Consider the following 17774-nt stretch of genomic DNA (forward strand, 5'->3'; position numbering starts at 1 on the left):
CCCGCAACCGGCACCACCGCCTTCACCGCACGCTGAGAGATTTTGTCGCCAGAGAAATCAGTCATAGGGTCGAGTCTACTCATCTCGACTAGACTGACTCGCTGCAGCACCAGGGCGACTCTGCGCTGGTTCCCGAAAAGAGAAGGATGCGATTTGTCCGCTGACCTCTACGCGGGCATGACCCAGCCCGGCCGCGGGCATGGCCTGCTCGACGTGTTTCACCGCAGATATCTGCTCAGTCTGCTCGTGCGCAAAGACGTGCAGATTCGCTACCGCGGTTCGGTGCTCGGGTGGTTCTGGTCGTTCCTGAAGCCGGCTGCCCAATTCGTGGTCTACTACGTCGCGATGGGTCAGTTTCTCGGTCTGAACCGAGGCATGGAGAACTTCGCCATCTATCTGTTCTCGGGCCTTGTCATCGTTAACCTGTTCAACGAAGCGTTCGGCAACGGCACGCGTTCGATCGTCGAAAACGCTGCCCTCGTCAAGAAGATCTATCTGCCACGAGAACTGTTTCCGGTCTCTTCCGGGTTCATTGCGTTGGTGAATTTTCTTCCACAGGTCGTCGTTCTGCTCATCGTGTGCCTGTTCTTCGGCTGGCACCCCAACCTCAGCCAGATCATCGCCATGCTGTTCGGCATCGTCATCATCTTCGTACTCGCCCTCGGGCTCTCACTGCTGTTCGGCGCGATCAACGTCAGCCTGCGTGACGCCGAGAGCATCGTCGAGATGATTCTGATGTTCACGACTTGGCTTTCGCCGGTGCTCTACACGCTCACACTGGTGCGTGAGACGACGACGCCTTTGATCTATTTCATCTACCAGCTCAACCCCATCACGGCCGCAGTCAATCTCTTCCATTTCGCATTCTGGGCACCGACGATCACCTCGCCAACACCTGAGAACGTGCTGCCCTTCGTCGGTGAGCATGTGATGCAGTACGGGGTCTACGGATTGGTCATCGCCTTCGCCTTCTTGGCTGTCGGCCAGCTGGTGTTCCGTCATCTGGAGAAGAACTTTGCACAAGACCTCTGAAGACACAGCTCTGAGCACGAACCCCGCGATCGTGCTCGACCACGTCACCAAGGAATTTCATCTGAGGCACACGCACTCGATGAAAGAGACCGCGATGGCGTGGATCAAGCGCAAGCCGATCGCCGACGACTTTCAGGCTCTGAACGACGTCTCGTTCACCATCAACGAGGGTGAGTCTGTCGCACTTCTCGGGCTCAACGGCTCCGGCAAGTCCACCTCGCTGAAGCTGGTGAGCGGTGTGCTGCTGCCGACGAACGGTCAAGTGCTGACCCGCGGCCGAGTGGCTGGGCTCATCGAGGTCGGCGCTGGCTTTCATCCCGACCTCTCGGGGAGGGAGAATGTGTTCCTCAACGCAGCCATTCTGGGAATGAGTCATGAGGAGACCGAGGCTCGCTTCGATGACATCGTGGCGTTCTCCGAGATCGGGCAGTTCATCGACACCGAGGTGAAGCACTATTCCTCTGGCATGTTCGTCCGTTTGGCATTCGCCGTGGCCATCCACACCGAGATGGACACTCTGTTGGTCGATGAGGTGCTCAGCGTCGGTGACGAACCTTTTCAGAAGAAGTGCTTCGCCAAGATCACGGAGCTGCAGCAGCAGGGCAAGACGCTGATGGTCGTTAGCCACGATTTGGAGTCAGTGAAGAAAGTCTGTCAGCGGGGAATCCTGCTGAAGCAGGGACAGCTCATCTTCGACGGACCTGTCGAAGAGACAATTTCGGCGCTCAGAGCAGGCTGATCCCGGTCATGGATAACGTGTCGTGGTGGGCGATCGCGTCGGCCTTGGCCGCCGGATGTCTCGGGCTCAGCGTCCCCGGCCTTCTGGCTACATTGCCGCTACGGCTGCGCCCGCTGCCCCGTCTGGCTCTGGCGGCACCTGCTTCTCTGGCGCTCATCGGATGCGTAGGCGTCATCGATGGCCTCCTCCATCTGCGATTCCACTGGTCTCACGTTCTCATCGCAGCGGCAGTCATCGCTGCGGTGCTGTGGCCCATCCGAGAGAAGAGACCTCTTTGGAGCCGTCCTCGTCTCAGCGCACTTCTCCCGGTCACAGCTTGGGCAGTGTCATCCGTCGCCTTTGCATTGGTACTGCTGCATCAAGTGCCGTCGTTCGACCTGTTCTCGCAGAGCTATGACAACCTCTTCCACCTCAATGCGACACAGTCGATTCTCGAGACGGGCAATGCCTCCTCACTGCAGCTGCGCACCCTGATCAACACCGACCGCACGATCAGCACTTATCCGGCAGGCTGGCACACGGCTGCCGCGATGATCTGTCAGATCACAGGCGTGAGCATCGGCGTCGCGTTCAACGCTTTGGCGATCGCCGTCGTCTCAGTCGCCTGGCTGCCCGGCATCGCCTGGCTGACCAGCCTGGTCGTCCCCCAGCGTCAGCGCACGGCGGGTCTCTGCGCATCCCTGCTGCTCGGCACAGCTTTCGGCTTCTTCCCGTACGCTCTGCTGATCTGGGGTGTGCTGTACCCGACGTTTCTTGCGTACGCCCTCTTTCCCAGCGGCCTCGCGCTGGCCATGCTGCTCGCGCACGTCTGGCTGCCCCGTTGGGCCCCAGCCGTCAGCGATCAGGTACGTCCCTGGGCTTGGAACGACCGGTGGATGCTGCTGGGACTCGCCGCAGTCTGGTGGCTGGGCGCATTCTTCACGCACCCCCGATCTCTCGTCAGCATGGTGCTGCTGATCGTGCCGCTGGTGCTGTGGATATGTGCTCGCGCGATTGCCGTCGCCTGGAAGGCAGGCGGGGCCAGGCGACGTCGGATGCTGTGGTGGCTCGGTGGGGCGTTCGCGTTCGTCTCCGTTGCCGCGGTCGCTGCCGTCCTTGTGGTTTTCCGAGTCTTCCACGTTGCGTCACGACCCGTCGGCGACCATCTGAACGGGCCTCAGGCTCAAGCTGTGCAGACCGTCTGGGACGGGTTGTGGCAGGTGCTCACCCAGAATGCCTTGGTCGGTTTGGGCCTCGATATGACTGGCCCGCTGATAATTCTCGCCATCGTCGTTCTGACAGGCCTCGTCATTGCCTTTCGCAGGTCTGATCTCAGGTGGATGATCGTCGCCTACGCCCTCATTGCCGTGCTCTTCGCGCTTGCCGCGGGATCGAACTCCGACATGACGAAGATTCTGACCGGCCTCTGGTACAAAGATCGCTATCGGCTCTCCGCACTCTTGCCACTTCTCGGCGTGCCGCTGGCGACGCTTGCTGTGCTCCGCATCGCCGCGCTGACTCGTTGGCCGCGAGTTGTGGCACTCGGGAGTGCCACAATCGTCGCTGCGTCAGGCTGGGTGGGCCTGTGGGCCCCGGCCGGAGCAGCCGCCGCTCATGAGTACCGTCTTGAGAACGTGAAGACAACGGATTTCGTTGATGCCCGGCAGATCGCCTTCATGCGGCAGGTCGCCGACGTCGTGCCCGCAGATCAGTTGCTTCTCGGGGATCCATGGGACGGATCAGGGCTGTCGTGGCTCTATGCTGACAGACGCCCGGTCTTCCCGCATCTCAACGGCCAATGGGATCCGGATCGCCTGCTCATCGCCCAGCACCTCGATCAGATTGAGTCGGATCCTGCCGTCTGCACCGCCCTTCGGCATTTGAACGTGCACTACCTGCTCGTGTCCACCGGCGAGTTCGACGGCGGTGACCCTTCTGGCAACAAATTCGCCGCGATCGATACAGCTGTGAGCCAAGGTCTCTTCACGCCTGTGCTGAGCGACGGCGAGTCGGCGCTGCTGCGCATAGACCAGTGCTCATGACACTCCGCGCGTGCGAAGCACAGTGCAGTTATCCGTTCCACAACCTGCACCGCCCCAAACAGTAGAGTGGAAAGCGTGTTTTCCCACCTGCGTCTGCCCAAGACACTTGCCATCACCGCTTCAGCAACGGCTGTCGCCGCGCTCGGGTTGCTGACCACCGCGTGCGCCCATACTGACGCGAACATGGCAAATTCTCCGTCAAGCCCTGCTGCTTCGCCCTCAGCCTCGACCTCTGTGTCTGCGACGCCTTCTTCAGATGCCATGCCGAACAGTGAGAACAGCCCGTCGGCTTCACCACAGGGCTCTGGGACAGCGCACGAGCAGGACAACGACCCTGGTGACGGCGTAGCCCGAGACACACCAGCGCCGGCACCGTCGCAGACAGCGCAAGACGGACGCGCCAAAGTCTCCGTCATTCTGACGCGGTGGAGCACATCGCGCCCCTTCGAAGTGGGCGGGTTGATCACTGATATCGCTGAACAGGGCGGCACCTGCACCCTCACCGTCGCACGAGGCGAGACTTCGCTGCGGGCGTCAGGCTCAGGAGCAGCGGGGCCAAACGGTGTGAACTGTGGTGACGGCCTGAGCATCGACGATGCCGCCCTGAGCGCAGGAACGTGGAACGTCACCCTCAGCTATTCGTCGTCGGCATATGTCGGCACTTCGGCCACGCAGGAGGTCACTCTGTCATGATCCGCGTTCTCAAAACGTCTTTTGCCGCCTTGGCGACCATGGCTGTGGTCGCCGCTGCGCTCACGCTCGCTCCAGCAGCATCTGACGAGGCCCAGGCCGCCAGCGCGTGGGATTTCGATGCCGGCTACATCATTTCAGACGCCAACTTCTACGACTCCAACTCCATGACTGCGGGCGACGTGCAGAGTTTTCTCAACGCTCGGGTTCCGAACTGTGAAGCATGGCGCGACAGCAACCCGCGCGACGTCACGTGTCTGAAGGACTACTCGACGCAAACGACAGCCAAACCTGCTGACACCTACTGCTCTGGATACCCATCTCAACGACAGACCGCCGCCCAGATCATCGACGGAGTCGCTCGCAGTTGTGGCATCAGCCAGAAGGTGCTCCTGGTCACCCTGCAGAAAGAGAACGCACTCGTCAATCATACGTGGCCGAGCTCATGGCGCTATCAGACAGCCATGGGTTACGGCTGTCCGGACAATGCCGCCTGCGATACGCAGTACTATGGCCTGTTCAACCAGATCTACCGAGCAGCATGGCAGTTCAAGTACTACGCCGCACACCCGAATTCCTATGCCTACCGGGCCGGCCAGAACAACTATGTGCAGTGGAACCCCAACGCCGCCTGCGGCGGCAGTACCGTCTACATTCGCAATCAGGCGACTGCCTCGCTGTACATCTACACCCCGTATCAGCCGAACAATGCTGCGAAGAACGCCGGCTACGGTTCTGGCGACGACTGCTCGAGCTATGGCAACCGCAATTTCTTTCTCTGGTACAGCGACTGGTTCGGCAGTCCGACTGGTTACGCCACGTCCGGAGCCATCGGCGCAAAGTACACCGCGCTTGGTCGTGAGCGAAGCTATTTGGGCCCCGCCGTATCTGCTGAAGGCTCAGGGCTGCGTGGAGGCGGTGCGTATCAAGTCTTCGTTGGCGGTCAGATTCACTGGTCGCCAGCTACCGGTGCGCATGCGACCAAGGGCGGCAGCGCCATTCAGTCTTTCTGGGCAGGCCTCAACTGGGAGAATGGCCCTCTTGGCTATCCAGCCTCCGATGAGATCGTAGGGCTCAGGGGCAACGGAGCCTCACAGGTATTTCAGAACGGACAAGTACATTGGTCGCCGCAAACCCCTGCGCGCATGACTCGCGGGGCGATTCAGGACCGCTGGGCCAGCAGCGGGTGGGAGTCAGGCCAAGTGGGCTATCCGGTGAGCAACGAAACAACTGGTCTGAAAGACGGTGGAGCCACTCAGCAGTTCCAGTACGGCAGGATCACCTGGAGCCCTCAAACCGGAACTTGGATTACACGAGGTGCCATCGGTGACTTGTGGGTAGAAATCGGCCGAGAAGAGAGCACACTCAGGTATCCGACGTCACCTGAGTACACGAATCTCTCCAACGCAGGATCGGCGCAGGTCTATCAAGGCGGCCAGGTCCACTGGTCCCCAACGACCGGCGCACACTTGACTCGCGGGGCTATTCTCACAGCATGGGCTGGCAGCGGTTATGAGCGGGGTCTTCTCGGCTACCCCGTAGCGGAAGAGCAGACAGGCCTCACCGCCGGAGGTGCGCTCCAACGCTTCCAGAACGGTCTGTACACCTGGTCGCCACAGTCTGGTGCGCACAGCGTGCACGGAGGAATCGGTGACGCGTGGGCCGCTGCCGGTGGAACGCAGGGGAAATTGGGGTACCCCGTGTCGGAAGAAACATCCTCACCGAGCGGCGCCCGTCAGCAGTTCCAGAACGGTTCTATCTCGTGGAACGCCACAAACAACACCGCCAGCATCGCCTTGTCTTAGGCAGTCAGCTCGAACGAAGCTCGCGTTGGCGAGCTGGGCCGCCATGCTCACGACTCGAGGAGTCGCTCAGACTCCCATTCGATACCGAATGATGAATGTGACGACTGCTGACAAGATCGATACCGCACAGCATCCGATCACCCATACTCTCCAACTCTTGCGGGTGTCTACGAATCTCTGCCAGCCACCCCCCGATCCTGAGGCTGGGAGCGCCAACTTCGCAGGAACTGCAGTTGCGAGGAGCACGATTCCCAGGACAAAGAAGGGGTATAGGTACCTCCCTTGAACACCTTCGACGAAATTGCGCCCCAAGACAGTGAAATTCAGGTAGAGCGTTCCAACGATGGCGCCCAAGGATACAAGAACTATGACGGATGTCGCCCAGCGGGCAAGCCGCAGATTCTTCTGGGGCAAGAATAGATTCGCGACAAGCGTGAGTGCGATGAGTGACGCGATCGGCGTGACGATTGATGCTGCAAGAGTTCCACCGTGGAAGTACCCCATCTGGCCGAACGCCTGTGTGAACCAATCATTTCCGTCCATGAAGAACGTTCTGATCACGCTGTTCACAAAATACAGAGGGTCATGGAGGACTCCCTGAAGTTGTTCGTTCGGCAGCACCTGATACCGGTCTTCCCTGACTCGCATCCACCCCATTCCGTAACCGGCCGTACCGGTCATCTTGTACCAGAAGGCGAAGAGCACAAGGGCTGCAGCCGTCACGCTCACACGGAGCCAAATCCGTATGCTCTTCACGAGGAGGAGCAGAGGAACAAGCAACACGTACGTTGGCTTCATCAGCGGAAGAGCCAGTGCGGCAATGAGCAACACAACGAGCTGAGACTTCACCAGCCGCTGCTTCAAGAAAATGTCCAGCGCAGCGATCGAGCTAAACGCAACGACCACAACGTTGGTGAGAGTGTCTGCGGAGACAATGCTCGCTTGGAACAGACCAACAGGCACGAGTGCGACCACCGCAATTAGCCACTGCATATTTCGGTTGCGCACCAAGGCGATCACGAGCGCTGTCAACACCAGATAGGCGACTCCGCCGAACAGCCGCATGAGCACGATTGTCGTGAGCACGCTAAAACCACAGCCCCAGGACAATCCATAGGCGAGCAATGCGGGCAGGTATGGTACCGGCGAGTACACCTCAGTATTCGGGATGTTGACCGGCACAGTGCCTTCTTGTGCATTGAGGGCCTCATAGTAGGCGCTTGTGACTGTAAAGTCAGGGGCCTGTGGCAGTGTATGCAGAGCATGATGCAGCTGTTTTGGAACTTCACCCCCCCAAAGAGGCATCCCCTCAGCCTCTCCGTACTGATGCGGGAGAATCCAGCCATTCGCGATACCCGCCACGCGGTAGATATGGTTCACCTCGTCCGGACCTGTTCCCGCTGGTGACAAGATGGCAAAAGCCAGGATGGAACAAGCCCCCATGATGAGGAACACCGCCATCGGGCTCGCTGTCAGCGCCCAAGCACGTACGATGAGCCCTTGAATCATCGTCTTCCGGGTGGATACCACGGTTCAACTCCTGTCAGAAGATTTGCAATCGCCCCAAGGTCTGGCAGCACGGCAAATCCTACCGTCTCAGCGGCGCGACATGCGGCCGACGGGCAGCGGCTATACTATATCTGCCGTATTAAACACACGAAACCAAGGATTGAATCTGCATGGAATCACAGGAAGTGCCGCTAGACGTTTCTGGTTTCTCGATTGCAGCGATTGTTCCCTGCCACAATGAAGAGGCAGCGATCCGTAAGGTCGTGCTGGATCTCAAGGCTGCAGTCCCAACCATGGACATCTACGTCTATGACAACAGAAGCACAGACAACACCGCTGAAATCGCTGCGGAAGCCGGAGCGATTGTGCGTCATGAGTACACCAAAGGCAAGGGGAACGTCGTACGCCGGGCCTTTGCAGACATCGACGCAGACATTTATGTGCTTATTGACGGTGACGACACATATGGAACCGATGCACTGCCAAGCATGATTCAAACCCTACTTTCGGGCCCCTATGATCACGTGCTCGGAGTCCGCAAAGAGACCACTCAATCCGCATATAGGTCAGGACATTCCTTCGGTAACCGTGCCTTTAACTGGCTTGTGAGCAGCCTTTTCAAGAGCCAAGTCACCGACATGCTGAGTGGTTACCGCGTTTTCTCACGACGCTTCGTGAAGTCATTCCCGGCTGTGTCCAAAGAGTTCGAGATAGAGACGGAGCTCACCGTTCACTACCTCAGTCTGCGTATTCCGCATGTTGAGGTTCCAGTTGGATTCAAGGATCGAGCCGAAGGCACCGAGAGCAAACTCCACACGTTCAGAGATGGTTTCAAAATCCTCCGGCTCATCACAGACCTGGTTCGACATGAGCGCCCAATGGCCTTTCACGGATTGTTGGGGGCCCTTGTTGCACTGGTAGGGGTCGCACTAGGCGTTCCAATCCTGAACGAATTCATGGAGACTGGCCTGGTTCCGAGACTTCCGACGGCTGTACTCGCTTCGTCTCTCGCGACTCTAGGAGTTATGATCTGGACCGTCGGTTTGGTCTTGGACGGGATTACACGGAATCGCCACGAGAACGCTCGCCTCGTTTATCTCGCTTTGCCCAGCGTTGAACCGCGCGTTCAAGAGTCTGAGTGACCACACATACAGATAGCGCAGAACACTCAATAGTGCGTTCGCACAAACTCTATGTCGAGGAGACACGGTAAGCCACGTGTCTCCTCGACATATTTCAGCACCCTCCCACTACCAGTAGTGAACTACTTCTGCTTGTGCCCGGGCTCTGTAACTGCATTACGTTCAAAGGTCTCTTCCCACGCGTGAACAGAGGTGAAGGCGTGATGCTCACGGGCGTACTGTTCCGACAGCTCATCCCAGCGCCCCACTAGCTCTCTGTGCAGTTTGACGGACAGCGCCAAGAGCCGACGGAACGTTTCCGGATCACGACGATACACACTGGCACCGTTACCGTCAGAGGCTGACACCAGCGAGCTGTCACTGGCAGCGATGCGCCACCATTTTGCATCTGCAGCAGAGATTCGGCTCTCTGGATGGCTGGTGCTGGGCTTTCCCTTCACCAGATTCTTGAGCATGGCAGACCCAGCCATGCTCAGCCACTCCATACGATTCTTCGGGTCTCCAGTTGTGCGCCCTCGGCGCGCAGGTCGATCTTGGCTGACCTCGGGATAATCTGAGACATGCTTGATGAGCTGGCCGTCAGAGTACTTCTGTCGCAGCTTTCTGGCATCGGCTGCTCTGTGGCCGATCGTCTCGTGGAGATGCTGCGGGCCTTTCAGAAGATCCTGCAGGGCAAGGATGCGCAGGGCGACCGCAGAGTACTGTTGCGCCAACAGATGCTTCACATCAGTTGCGAAGCTCTCTGCAGGCAGCGAGCCTCCATGTTTGTAGCGGGAGTAGACCATGGCTGCGACCCACCTATTGCGCTGGTGGAAGTACGCTTGCCAGTCCAGCCGGTCGTCCTTCTCCACGAAGGGCATATGCCAGACGCCGACACCAGGCAGGGTCACCGTCGAAAATCCTTGTCGATCTGCACGCACGCCGTACTCGACATCGTCCCACTTGATGAACACCGGCAGAGAAAGGCCGATCTCACGGATGACGTCAGTGGGGATCAGACACATCCACCAGCCGTTGTATCCAACGTCGATGCGTCGGTGAAGACCCGGCGTAGTGCGCAGATCGTTCTGAGCGAAGTCGAAGTCGACGAGGTCTTCATTCACAGGACCATAACGGAATGGGTACTCTTTGACGTACTCTCCGAAGTTCTGCACCTTTGACTTCTCGTACAGGTTCAGCATGTGGCCACCGACCAGGGTCGGCTTCCGGCAGTAGTCAGCGAACGCTACAGCACGAAGAACCGCGGCAGGCTCGATCAGGATATCGTCGTCGAGGAGAATGACGTAGTCAGCTTTTGACCGCTCGCCTTCGTACATTCCTCGAGCGAATCCGCCTGAACCGCCCAAGTTGCCCTGTCGAATGAGCGCGAACTGATCACCCAGTGCTTTCTGCGCCGAGTCGTAGCCAGAAGCCTCCTGCACAAGATCAGTTCCCTGGTCGACAATGGTCAGACGAGTCAGACGGTCGTGCAACGAGGTCTCGCTGGCGAAGCGTTGCATCTGCGTCACGCAGTCATCGGGGCGGTTGTAGGTCGTGATAGATGCAGCAAACGTTCCCGGGTGATCTAGGCGACGGCATGACGAATCGACCTGCCACTCGGCCTCGATCAACTTGGAATCAAGTTCGTTAGCAACCAGTTCGTACCAAAGCCAGCCGCCGTCACCAAAGTTCTTCAGAGGCAGCTCGAACGTGGTCTCTCCCTGCGCGGAGAGCGCACCTCCGATACGGTTGAACGTTCCTCGCGAAGTCGACCGGTACACATCGATACGAATGTCACCGCTGACCACAATCTTGAGCCGGACGGCAGGCACATCGGTCCACTGCACCCAGTAAGCCGCAGGAAACGCATTAAAGAAGGTGGCAAATGAGACACGCTGTCCGACTGGGAGCAATGCGGAGTAACGAGCCCGGTCAGAAAGCTGGGGATTGCCGTCTTTGACCTTGGCCCCGACCGCGACACTTCCCGAATCGGTCGTACGGCGAAGTCCAGAAAGCCTTTCGGCATCCTGCGTCTGCATTCCGGATCCGCTGAGCGCCTCGCCCCATGCAATGTATAGAGGCTCGACCAGCGGGTCAACGTCGATCGGAAAGACAGTCTTCTGAACAGTCTCCCATTTTGTATTGGTCTCAGTCCCAGTAGTTTTACTCATTGCATACCGCTCTCTGTTGGTGTCGACTCAGTTCCGAAACCAGTCACGGACGACATTTTCAAACCTGCTGAGCGCAGATCCGATTGCCATGTGCATGTCGAGATACTTGTAGGTGCCGAGGCGCCCGCCGAACAGCACTTGTGGTTCTGCCTCAGTGAGCTCGCGATAACCTTCCAGCTTCTCGCGATCCTCCGGCGTGTTCACTGGGTAGTACGGCTCGTCGCCTCCACCGGCGAAACGTGAGTACTCGCGCATGATCAGGGTCTTATCGGTCTGGTAGTCACGCTCCGGGTGGAAGTGCCGGAACTCGTGAATGCGCGTGTACGGCACATTCTGATCTGCGTAATTCATGACCGAGGTGCCCTGGAAGTCGCCCGTCGGCTTGACTTCTTTCTCGAAGTCGAGAGTGCGCCATGACAACGCACCGAGCTTGTGATCAAAGTATCGATCCAAGGGGCCGGTGTATACGATGGGGACCTTGCCGACCATGGCAGTCTTGTTCAAGGGCTGAGACTCGTCGAAGAAGTCCGTGTTGAGCTTGACCTCGATGTTCGGGTGATCTGCCATGCGCTCCAGCCACGGTGTGTAGCCGTCGACCGGCAGCCCCTCATGCGTGTCACGGAAGTAGTGGTTGTCATACGTGTACCGCACAGGGAGACGGTTGATGATGTCGGGGCTCAGCTTCTTCGGGTCGGTCTGCCACTGCTTAGCCGTGTATCCCTTGATAAAGGCCTCGTAAAGCGGGCGGCCGATCAGCGAGATTGCCTTTTCTTCTAAGTTCTCCGGCTCTTTTCCTTCGAGCTCAGCAGCCTGCTCGGCGATGAGCGCACGGGCTTCGTCAGGACCGTAAGCAGCATTGAAGAACTGGTTGATGGTGCCAAGGTTGATCGGCAGAGGGTAGACGACACCGTTGTAGTTCGCGTAGACCCGATGCTGGTAGTCCGTGAACTTCGTGAACTTGTTGACGTATTCCCACACATGCTCGTTTGACGTGTGGAAGAGGTGCGCACCGTACTTGTGGTACTCGATGCCGGTCTCGGGGTCGATCTCACTGTATGCGTTGCCTCCGAGATGGTTGCGACGCTCAATGATGGTGACTTTCAGTCCGAGCTGGGTCGCCGCCCGCTCCGCGATGGTGAGGCCGAAGAAGCCTGAGCCGACAATGAGCAGGTCCACGAGGAAACTCCCTAAACAGATAAGTGCGGAATGTGCCAAACCCTTGAATAATGCCTGGACACCGTTGCCTACTCTACCAACTGAGAGGTGCATTTCTCGCGACGAGCACACACTTCGAATCTGTGCACAGACTTTGCAGGCGGTAGCCGCCCCCTCTAGAATGAACCGTCATGCCCCGCTCACCCCTGGAAGAGGCCGTCCCGAAGCCGCATTACCGCAAGGACGTTCAAGGGCTCCGGGCGGTGGCAGCACTGCTTGTCGCCGTCTATCACATCTGGTTTCACAGGGTATCCGGGGCAGTCGACCTCTTCTTCTTCATTTCTGCGTTCTTCATGACGACCTCGCTGCTGCGACGGTTTGCCACCCAAGAGACACGGCCCGCCAAAGAAATCCGTCGTTTCTGGGGCAGTCTCATGAAGCGTATGCTGCCGCAGGCATGGGCAGTCTTGGTCTTCACCCTCGTTGCGGCTTGGGCCATCACCCCGATGACGTGGTGGAGACAGCTCATCGATGAGTTCGTCGGTGCGGCAACTTTCACGGTCAACTGGGTGCTCGCCGCCAATGGAACTGACTATCTACACGCCGGCGACATCGTCAGCCCTGTGCAGCACTATTGGGCAATGGCTGTGCAGTTGCAGGTCTATCTCGTCTGGCCATTGCTCATCTGGGCCTTCGTGTGGCTGGCACGAAAGCTGAAGCGCAACGCGACTGCCATGACTGCTGTAGGGCTGGCAGTCGTCGGAGTCTCATCCCTGGCCTATTCGATCTATCTCACGGGCCAGAATCAGCCCGTTGCCTATTACGACACGTTCACGCGAGTGTGGGAATTCGCAGCTGGTGCTCTGTTCGCCATCGCCCTGCAGCACATCCGACTTCCTCGGATGCTGCGGTTCCTCGCCGGGTGGGTGGGCTTGCTTGGGCTGCTGTGCTTTGGCATGGTGTTGAACGTTTCAGCCAGCTTCCCGGGGATCGTCGCCGCGGTGCCGCTCACGTTTGCTGCACTGATCTTCCTCGCGGATGACACCGGCAGCCGATTCGGAACCGATCGACTGCTTGCATCTCGGCCTCTCGTCTGGCTGGGAAGCATCAGCTACGGCATCTACCTCTGGCATTGGCCGCTGATGAACCTGTGGCTGGCTCACAATGACCAGGCTCAGCTGACTCTTCCGCAGGGCGTGGTCGTCGTCGAGCTTGCCATCGTGCTTGCCTGGCTCACGACCCGGTTCATCGAAGCGCCGATCAGGCACTCTTCTGTTGCGAAACCGACTCAGGTCGCAAACGGCCAGACCCGTGCGGGTGACCATCCACGTCGAAAACTCAAACTTCTGACTCCATCACGGTTTCGCCTCGCCGCATTGGGACTCACACTGGTCCTCGCCATCACCACTTGGGCTGGTAGCGTCAGCCATCTGACGAAGAAGAGTGACGGCACGCAGAATCCCGGTGCGGCCGCTCTCACAGCCGGCTATGACGGCCCGCAGATTTTCACGCGCCTCTCGCCTTCACTCACCACGCTGACCACACAGTGGCCTGAGGCAATCGGGGAATGCTCACGCGCAGCTGGGACCGACAACGGTCAAGACTGCCGAAACTCTGTCAGCGCTGCCCAAAGTACGCTGCGCATCGCTGCGGTGGGCGACTCCCACACCGCCACGTGGATGACTGCGCTGGCCCCACAGGCCGAGGCGCAAGGCTGGGCACTGCGTCAGCTGCACATGGACATGTGCCCGTTCGAGCGAGATGGCGACGCGAAGCTCGACCCCAGCGACACCGCCAGCGTGTTCAACTGCGCTCGCATGAATGACTACCGCATGTCCGCTCTCACCGAGCAACGACCGGACGTCGTCTTCACCAGCGCGAATCTGTCACAGCCAGACAGCCCGGCCTTCGTCTTGGGGCACTCATTTGCAGACACTGTGAAATCCCTCACCGCTCAGGGTATCGCGGTCATCATGGTTCGAGACACCCCTCGATACGTGGTGTCACAGAACGACTGCGCTGCACGGCTCGCCAAGACGCCTGACCTCGCCTCCACTGCATGCACAACCGACCGCAGTCTCGTGCTCGACAGTCGGCCCTTCGACGAACTGCTCCCCAAAGAGCTCACCGACGATCCTCTGGTTGCGACAATGGATCTTTCCAGCGAGTTCTGCCCAGAGAACAGCTGCCCTGCGGCTATAGGCGGAGTTGTCACCTACATCGACAACAACCATCCGACGCGTCAGTACATCGCCAGCCTCAGCAGCTCGTTCGACGACCAGTTCACCAGCGCGCTTCATGAGCTCTTTCCAGATCGAGATGTCACATCCGACGCCAGCAACAGCTCTCTTGGCCACGACGAGCCCCTCCTGACTGCCACCTGAGACTCAGATGCCCCATCGTCTAACCTGTACAGACGATGAACTCCAAGCAAACGAACGGATACAGAACCGACATCCAGGGCCTGCGCGCACTCGCCGCCCTGCTGGTCGCCGCATATCACATCTGGTTTCACCGGGTCTCAGGCGCCGTCGACCTGTTCTTCTTCATCTCGGCGTTCTTCATGACGGCGTCGCTGCTACGCCGCTTCACCACCGCCACGCCTCGCGAGGGCCTGCGCGAGCTGCGTCGGTTCTGGGGCGACCAGTTCAAACGCCTGCTGCCCCAGGCCTGGACGGTGCTCGCCTTCACCGCGATCGCCAGCATTCTGATCACCCCGATGGCCTGGTGGCGACAGATCGTCGACGAGCTCACCTCGGCGGCGATGTTCACCGTCAACTGGGTGCTCGCCGCGAACAACGTCTCGTACATCCACAACGACGACATCGCGAGCCCCGTGCAGCACTACTGGGCCATGGCCGTGCAGATGCAGGTCTTTCTCGCCTGGCCGCTGCTGATCGGCCTCGCTGTGGTCGTCGCACGCCTGCTGCATCGCAGTCCCAAGAGGTTCGTCGCCGTGGCCCTGCTTCTCGTCGGCACCGCCTCGCTGGTGTACTCGATCGTCACGACGGGCACGCGCCAGCCCTTCGCCTACTACGACTCGCTGGCCCGCGTCTGGGAGTTCGCCGCCGGCGGCCTGTTCGCCATGGTTCTCCCCCACCTGCGCGTCGCGCGCCCGCTCCGACTGGCAGCCGGCTGGGCGGGCGTGATCGGCCTGTTGGTCTTCGGTCAGATTGCGGATGTCTCCTCGAGTTTTCCTGGAGCCATCGCCGCGGTGCCGCTCGCCTTCGCCGCCCTGATCTTCGTCTCGAACAAGACCGGTCGCGTTCCCGGCGCCTCGAGCCCCTTCGGCACCGACCGTCTGCTCTCGACCAGGCCGCTCACCTGGCTCGGCGGCATCTCCTACGGCATCTACCTCTGGCACTGGCCGCTCATGACGCTCTGGCAGGCGAACACCCGTTCCACCGAGCTCAGCGCGTGGCAGGGCGTCGTGGTCATCGCCGCTGCGATCGGCCTCGCCTGGCTGACGACGACCTTCATCGAGAAGCCGGTTCGCGCCCCGCGCCAGCCAGCGGCGAGCGCGGCAGCACGTGTGCCGTTTCTCACACGGCATCCTCACATCGCCCGTGCGCTTCGTGCCAGCCGCCGCCCCGCCATCCGGGTCGTGGGCATCGCCGCCGTACTGGGCATGGTGGTCGTCGGCTGGCAGGCCGACATCAACCGCATCACCGGGCGCAGTGCGAACGCCGACAATCCCGGCGCCAGCATCCTCACCGCCGACTACCAAGGGCCCCAGCTGTTCACCACGCTGCAGCCTGCCGTCACCGGGCTCGACAACGAGTGGGCAGACTGGTCATCACAGTGCGACCCGCTCGACGCACACGGCAGCGAGCTGATCACCTGCGTGAACCAGCCGGCCAATGACCCGACCATGGCCGATGACGACACCGACCCGACGACGCTGCCGCATCGCACGATCTTCGTGGCCGGCGACTCGCACATCGACACCTGGATGACCCTGCTCGCCCCGCTCGCCGACCGCAACAACTGGACGCTGCGCACGTTCATTCTCGGCGGCTGCCCGGTGCAGTCAGAGGGAACCGGCAAATACTGGCCCGATGAGACGCAGCGCATCGCTGACTGCCAGGCCATGAACGACACCATGCTCGATGCCGTCGCGACCGAGCACCCCGATGCCGTGTTCACCGTCGGCAACGTGTCGGTCGCCGACTCGCCTGACATCCATTTCGAGGATGCTCTGGTGACGCAGGTGCAGCGCATCACGCAGCTGGGCACTCCGGTCGTGCTCATGCGCGACAACCCACGCTTCTCGACGGCGCCGAGTCTCTGCGTCTCTCAGGCGCAGGACACGATTCTGGCGGTCGACCAGTGCGCGACGCCGCGCGACCAGGTGCTCGCCGACGTCGATCTCGCCGACGTGCTGCCGCAGCCCCTGGCCGACGACCCCGGCGTGCTCACGCTCGATCTCGCGCACCTGTTCTGCACAGCCGACAGCTGCCCGCCGGCGATCGGCGGCCGGCTGATCTACATCGATGACAATCACCCCACACGCAGCTACGTGCAGACGCTCGAGCAATGGTTCGATCCGGCGTTTGCCGGCGTACTAGATCAGGCCGTGCAGCACCGTCAGGAGATCGCGCACTTGTCGGCATGAGGGGGTGCCCCCTATGTTTCACGTGAAACGTTGATTCCTCTGCGGCTCACCCGATCAAAGGTTTCAACGCAGTCTGCTCCTCGTCGGTCAGCACCTGTTCGTAGTACCGAAAGATGTTCCCGGTCATCAGTCGACGGGACTCAGTGGGGTCTCCCTGCCTGATCGCCTCAAGCAGACGCCCTGCGTCTTTGGCTGACTGCTGCACCACGCGTTGACGGTCACCGGGCTCGTTGAGTCGGCTCTGCGCGATATGCGTGAGCGCGTCGCTCAAGGCCGCACCGCTCACTTCGATGAGACGGTTCTTGGCGGCGGCCCGAATCGCCTGATGAAAGCGTTTGAGCCACGGCCCGAAGGCCTCGGGGCCGACCTGACCTGATTCGAGAAGCCGATGGATCTCATCAGTCACTCGTGCGATCTCGGCGATCGCCTCGTCATCGTGATGTGCGGCAGCAAGCAGGGCGGCCTCACCGTCGATGATGAAACGAAACTGCAGCAGCTCGACTCTGGTGGTGCCGGCCTGCGAAGCCATTCTCTGCAGCGGCCCGTCGAGCACCTCGGCGGTGAACGGCATCACCACAGGACCACGAGGGTCACCTGGCCGAGAGTCGACCAGACCCGTCGCGTGCAGCACCCGCATGGCCTCACGAACCGTCGATCGGCTGACTGAGAAGGTCTCGACGAGTTTGCGCTCGCCGGGAAGCCGATCGCCGGCCTGCAGCTCGCCCGAGATCACCGCCTGTTCGATCTGCTCGACGATCTGCTCATACGCGTTCACTCGTCGAACCGGGCTGAACTCCATGCTGTCTCCTCACATCGGTGCGGCCTCCCAGCCGGCGTGGGCATCTGTGGTGCTGCAGCTCTCCTCCGACGACAAGGCAGAGTGAGAGAACAGCAGCCAGAGCTGGCCCGACCAGTA

At 60.1% G+C, this 17774-nt stretch carries 12 protein-coding genes; 8 read left to right on the forward strand and 4 right to left on the reverse strand.

Going from position 1 to position 17774, the window contains the following annotated elements; genetic code table 11:
- The first annotated feature begins 177 nt into the window (after window positions 1-177).
- From F8O09_RS06870 to F8O09_RS06890, 5 genes are all read left to right on the forward strand, one after another.
- The gene (locus tag F8O09_RS06870) at window positions 178-1032 is read left to right on the forward strand and encodes an ABC transporter permease (RefSeq protein ID WP_158054990.1); all 855 of its coding nucleotides are present in this window, start codon (window positions 178-180) and stop codon (window positions 1030-1032) included.
- On the forward strand, window positions 1016-1771 hold the full coding sequence (locus F8O09_RS06875) for an ABC transporter ATP-binding protein (RefSeq protein WP_158030486.1): 756 nt from the start codon (window positions 1016-1018) through the stop codon (window positions 1769-1771). The genes F8O09_RS06870 and F8O09_RS06875 overlap by 17 nt, the downstream gene beginning before the upstream one ends.
- 8 nt (window positions 1772-1779) lie before the next feature.
- A complete protein-coding gene (locus F8O09_RS06880) occupies window positions 1780-3792 on the forward strand; it encodes a DUF6541 family protein (RefSeq protein WP_318655754.1) in 2013 nt (670 codons plus the stop codon).
- 459 nt (window positions 3793-4251) lie between these two features.
- The gene (locus F8O09_RS10415; protein ID WP_192497606.1) at window positions 4252-4485 is read left to right on the forward strand and encodes a hypothetical protein; all 234 of its coding nucleotides are present in this window, start codon (window positions 4252-4254) and stop codon (window positions 4483-4485) included.
- Entirely contained in the window at window positions 4482-6287 is a 1806-nt protein-coding gene (locus F8O09_RS06890; protein WP_158054523.1) for a hypothetical protein, read from the forward strand. The genes F8O09_RS10415 and F8O09_RS06890 overlap by 4 nt, the downstream gene beginning before the upstream one ends.
- A gap of 66 nt (window positions 6288-6353) precedes the next feature.
- Here F8O09_RS06890 and F8O09_RS06895 read toward each other — a convergent pair whose 3' ends face one another.
- A complete protein-coding gene (locus F8O09_RS06895; protein WP_158054525.1) occupies window positions 6354-7817 on the reverse strand; it encodes a DUF2142 domain-containing protein in 1464 nt (487 codons plus the stop codon).
- 149 nt (window positions 7818-7966) lie between these two features.
- Between F8O09_RS06895 and F8O09_RS06900 the strand changes: the two genes are divergently transcribed.
- Window positions 7967-8938 carry a glycosyltransferase gene (locus tag F8O09_RS06900; protein ID WP_158030481.1) on the forward strand — a complete coding sequence of 324 codons (972 nt, stop codon included), beginning with the start codon at window positions 7967-7969 and terminating at the stop codon, window positions 8936-8938.
- A 122-nt stretch (window positions 8939-9060) separates the two neighbouring features.
- On the opposite strand, the gene F8O09_RS06905 is transcribed toward F8O09_RS06900, so the two are convergent.
- Both F8O09_RS06905 and glf read right to left on the reverse strand, forming a co-directional pair.
- A complete protein-coding gene (locus tag F8O09_RS06905; RefSeq protein ID WP_225732932.1) occupies window positions 9061-10956 on the reverse strand; it encodes a glycosyltransferase in 1896 nt (631 codons plus the stop codon).
- A gap of 159 nt (window positions 10957-11115) precedes the next feature.
- Window positions 11116-12303 carry a UDP-galactopyranose mutase gene (gene glf / locus F8O09_RS06910; protein ID WP_225732933.1) on the reverse strand — a complete coding sequence of 396 codons (1188 nt, stop codon included), beginning with the start codon at window positions 12301-12303 and terminating at the stop codon, window positions 11116-11118.
- Between the two features lie 131 nt (window positions 12304-12434).
- Between glf and F8O09_RS06915 the strand changes: the two genes are divergently transcribed.
- Complete coding sequence (locus F8O09_RS06915) at window positions 12435-14627, forward strand: acyltransferase family protein (protein WP_158054529.1); 2193 nt, start codon at window positions 12435-12437, stop codon at window positions 14625-14627.
- Between the two features lie 35 nt (window positions 14628-14662).
- The gene (locus F8O09_RS06920) at window positions 14663-16858 is read left to right on the forward strand and encodes an acyltransferase family protein (RefSeq protein ID WP_158054530.1); all 2196 of its coding nucleotides are present in this window, start codon (window positions 14663-14665) and stop codon (window positions 16856-16858) included.
- Between the two features lie 46 nt (window positions 16859-16904).
- On the opposite strand, the gene F8O09_RS06925 is transcribed toward F8O09_RS06920, so the two are convergent.
- Entirely contained in the window at window positions 16905-17657 is a 753-nt protein-coding gene (locus tag F8O09_RS06925) for a FadR/GntR family transcriptional regulator (protein WP_158054532.1), read from the reverse strand.
- Between the last annotated feature and the right edge of the window lie 117 nt (window positions 17658-17774).

This window comes from Pseudoclavibacter sp. CFCC 11306, assembly GCF_008831235.1.
Taxonomy (GTDB): Bacteria; Actinomycetota; Actinomycetes; order Actinomycetales; family Microbacteriaceae; genus Pseudoclavibacter_A.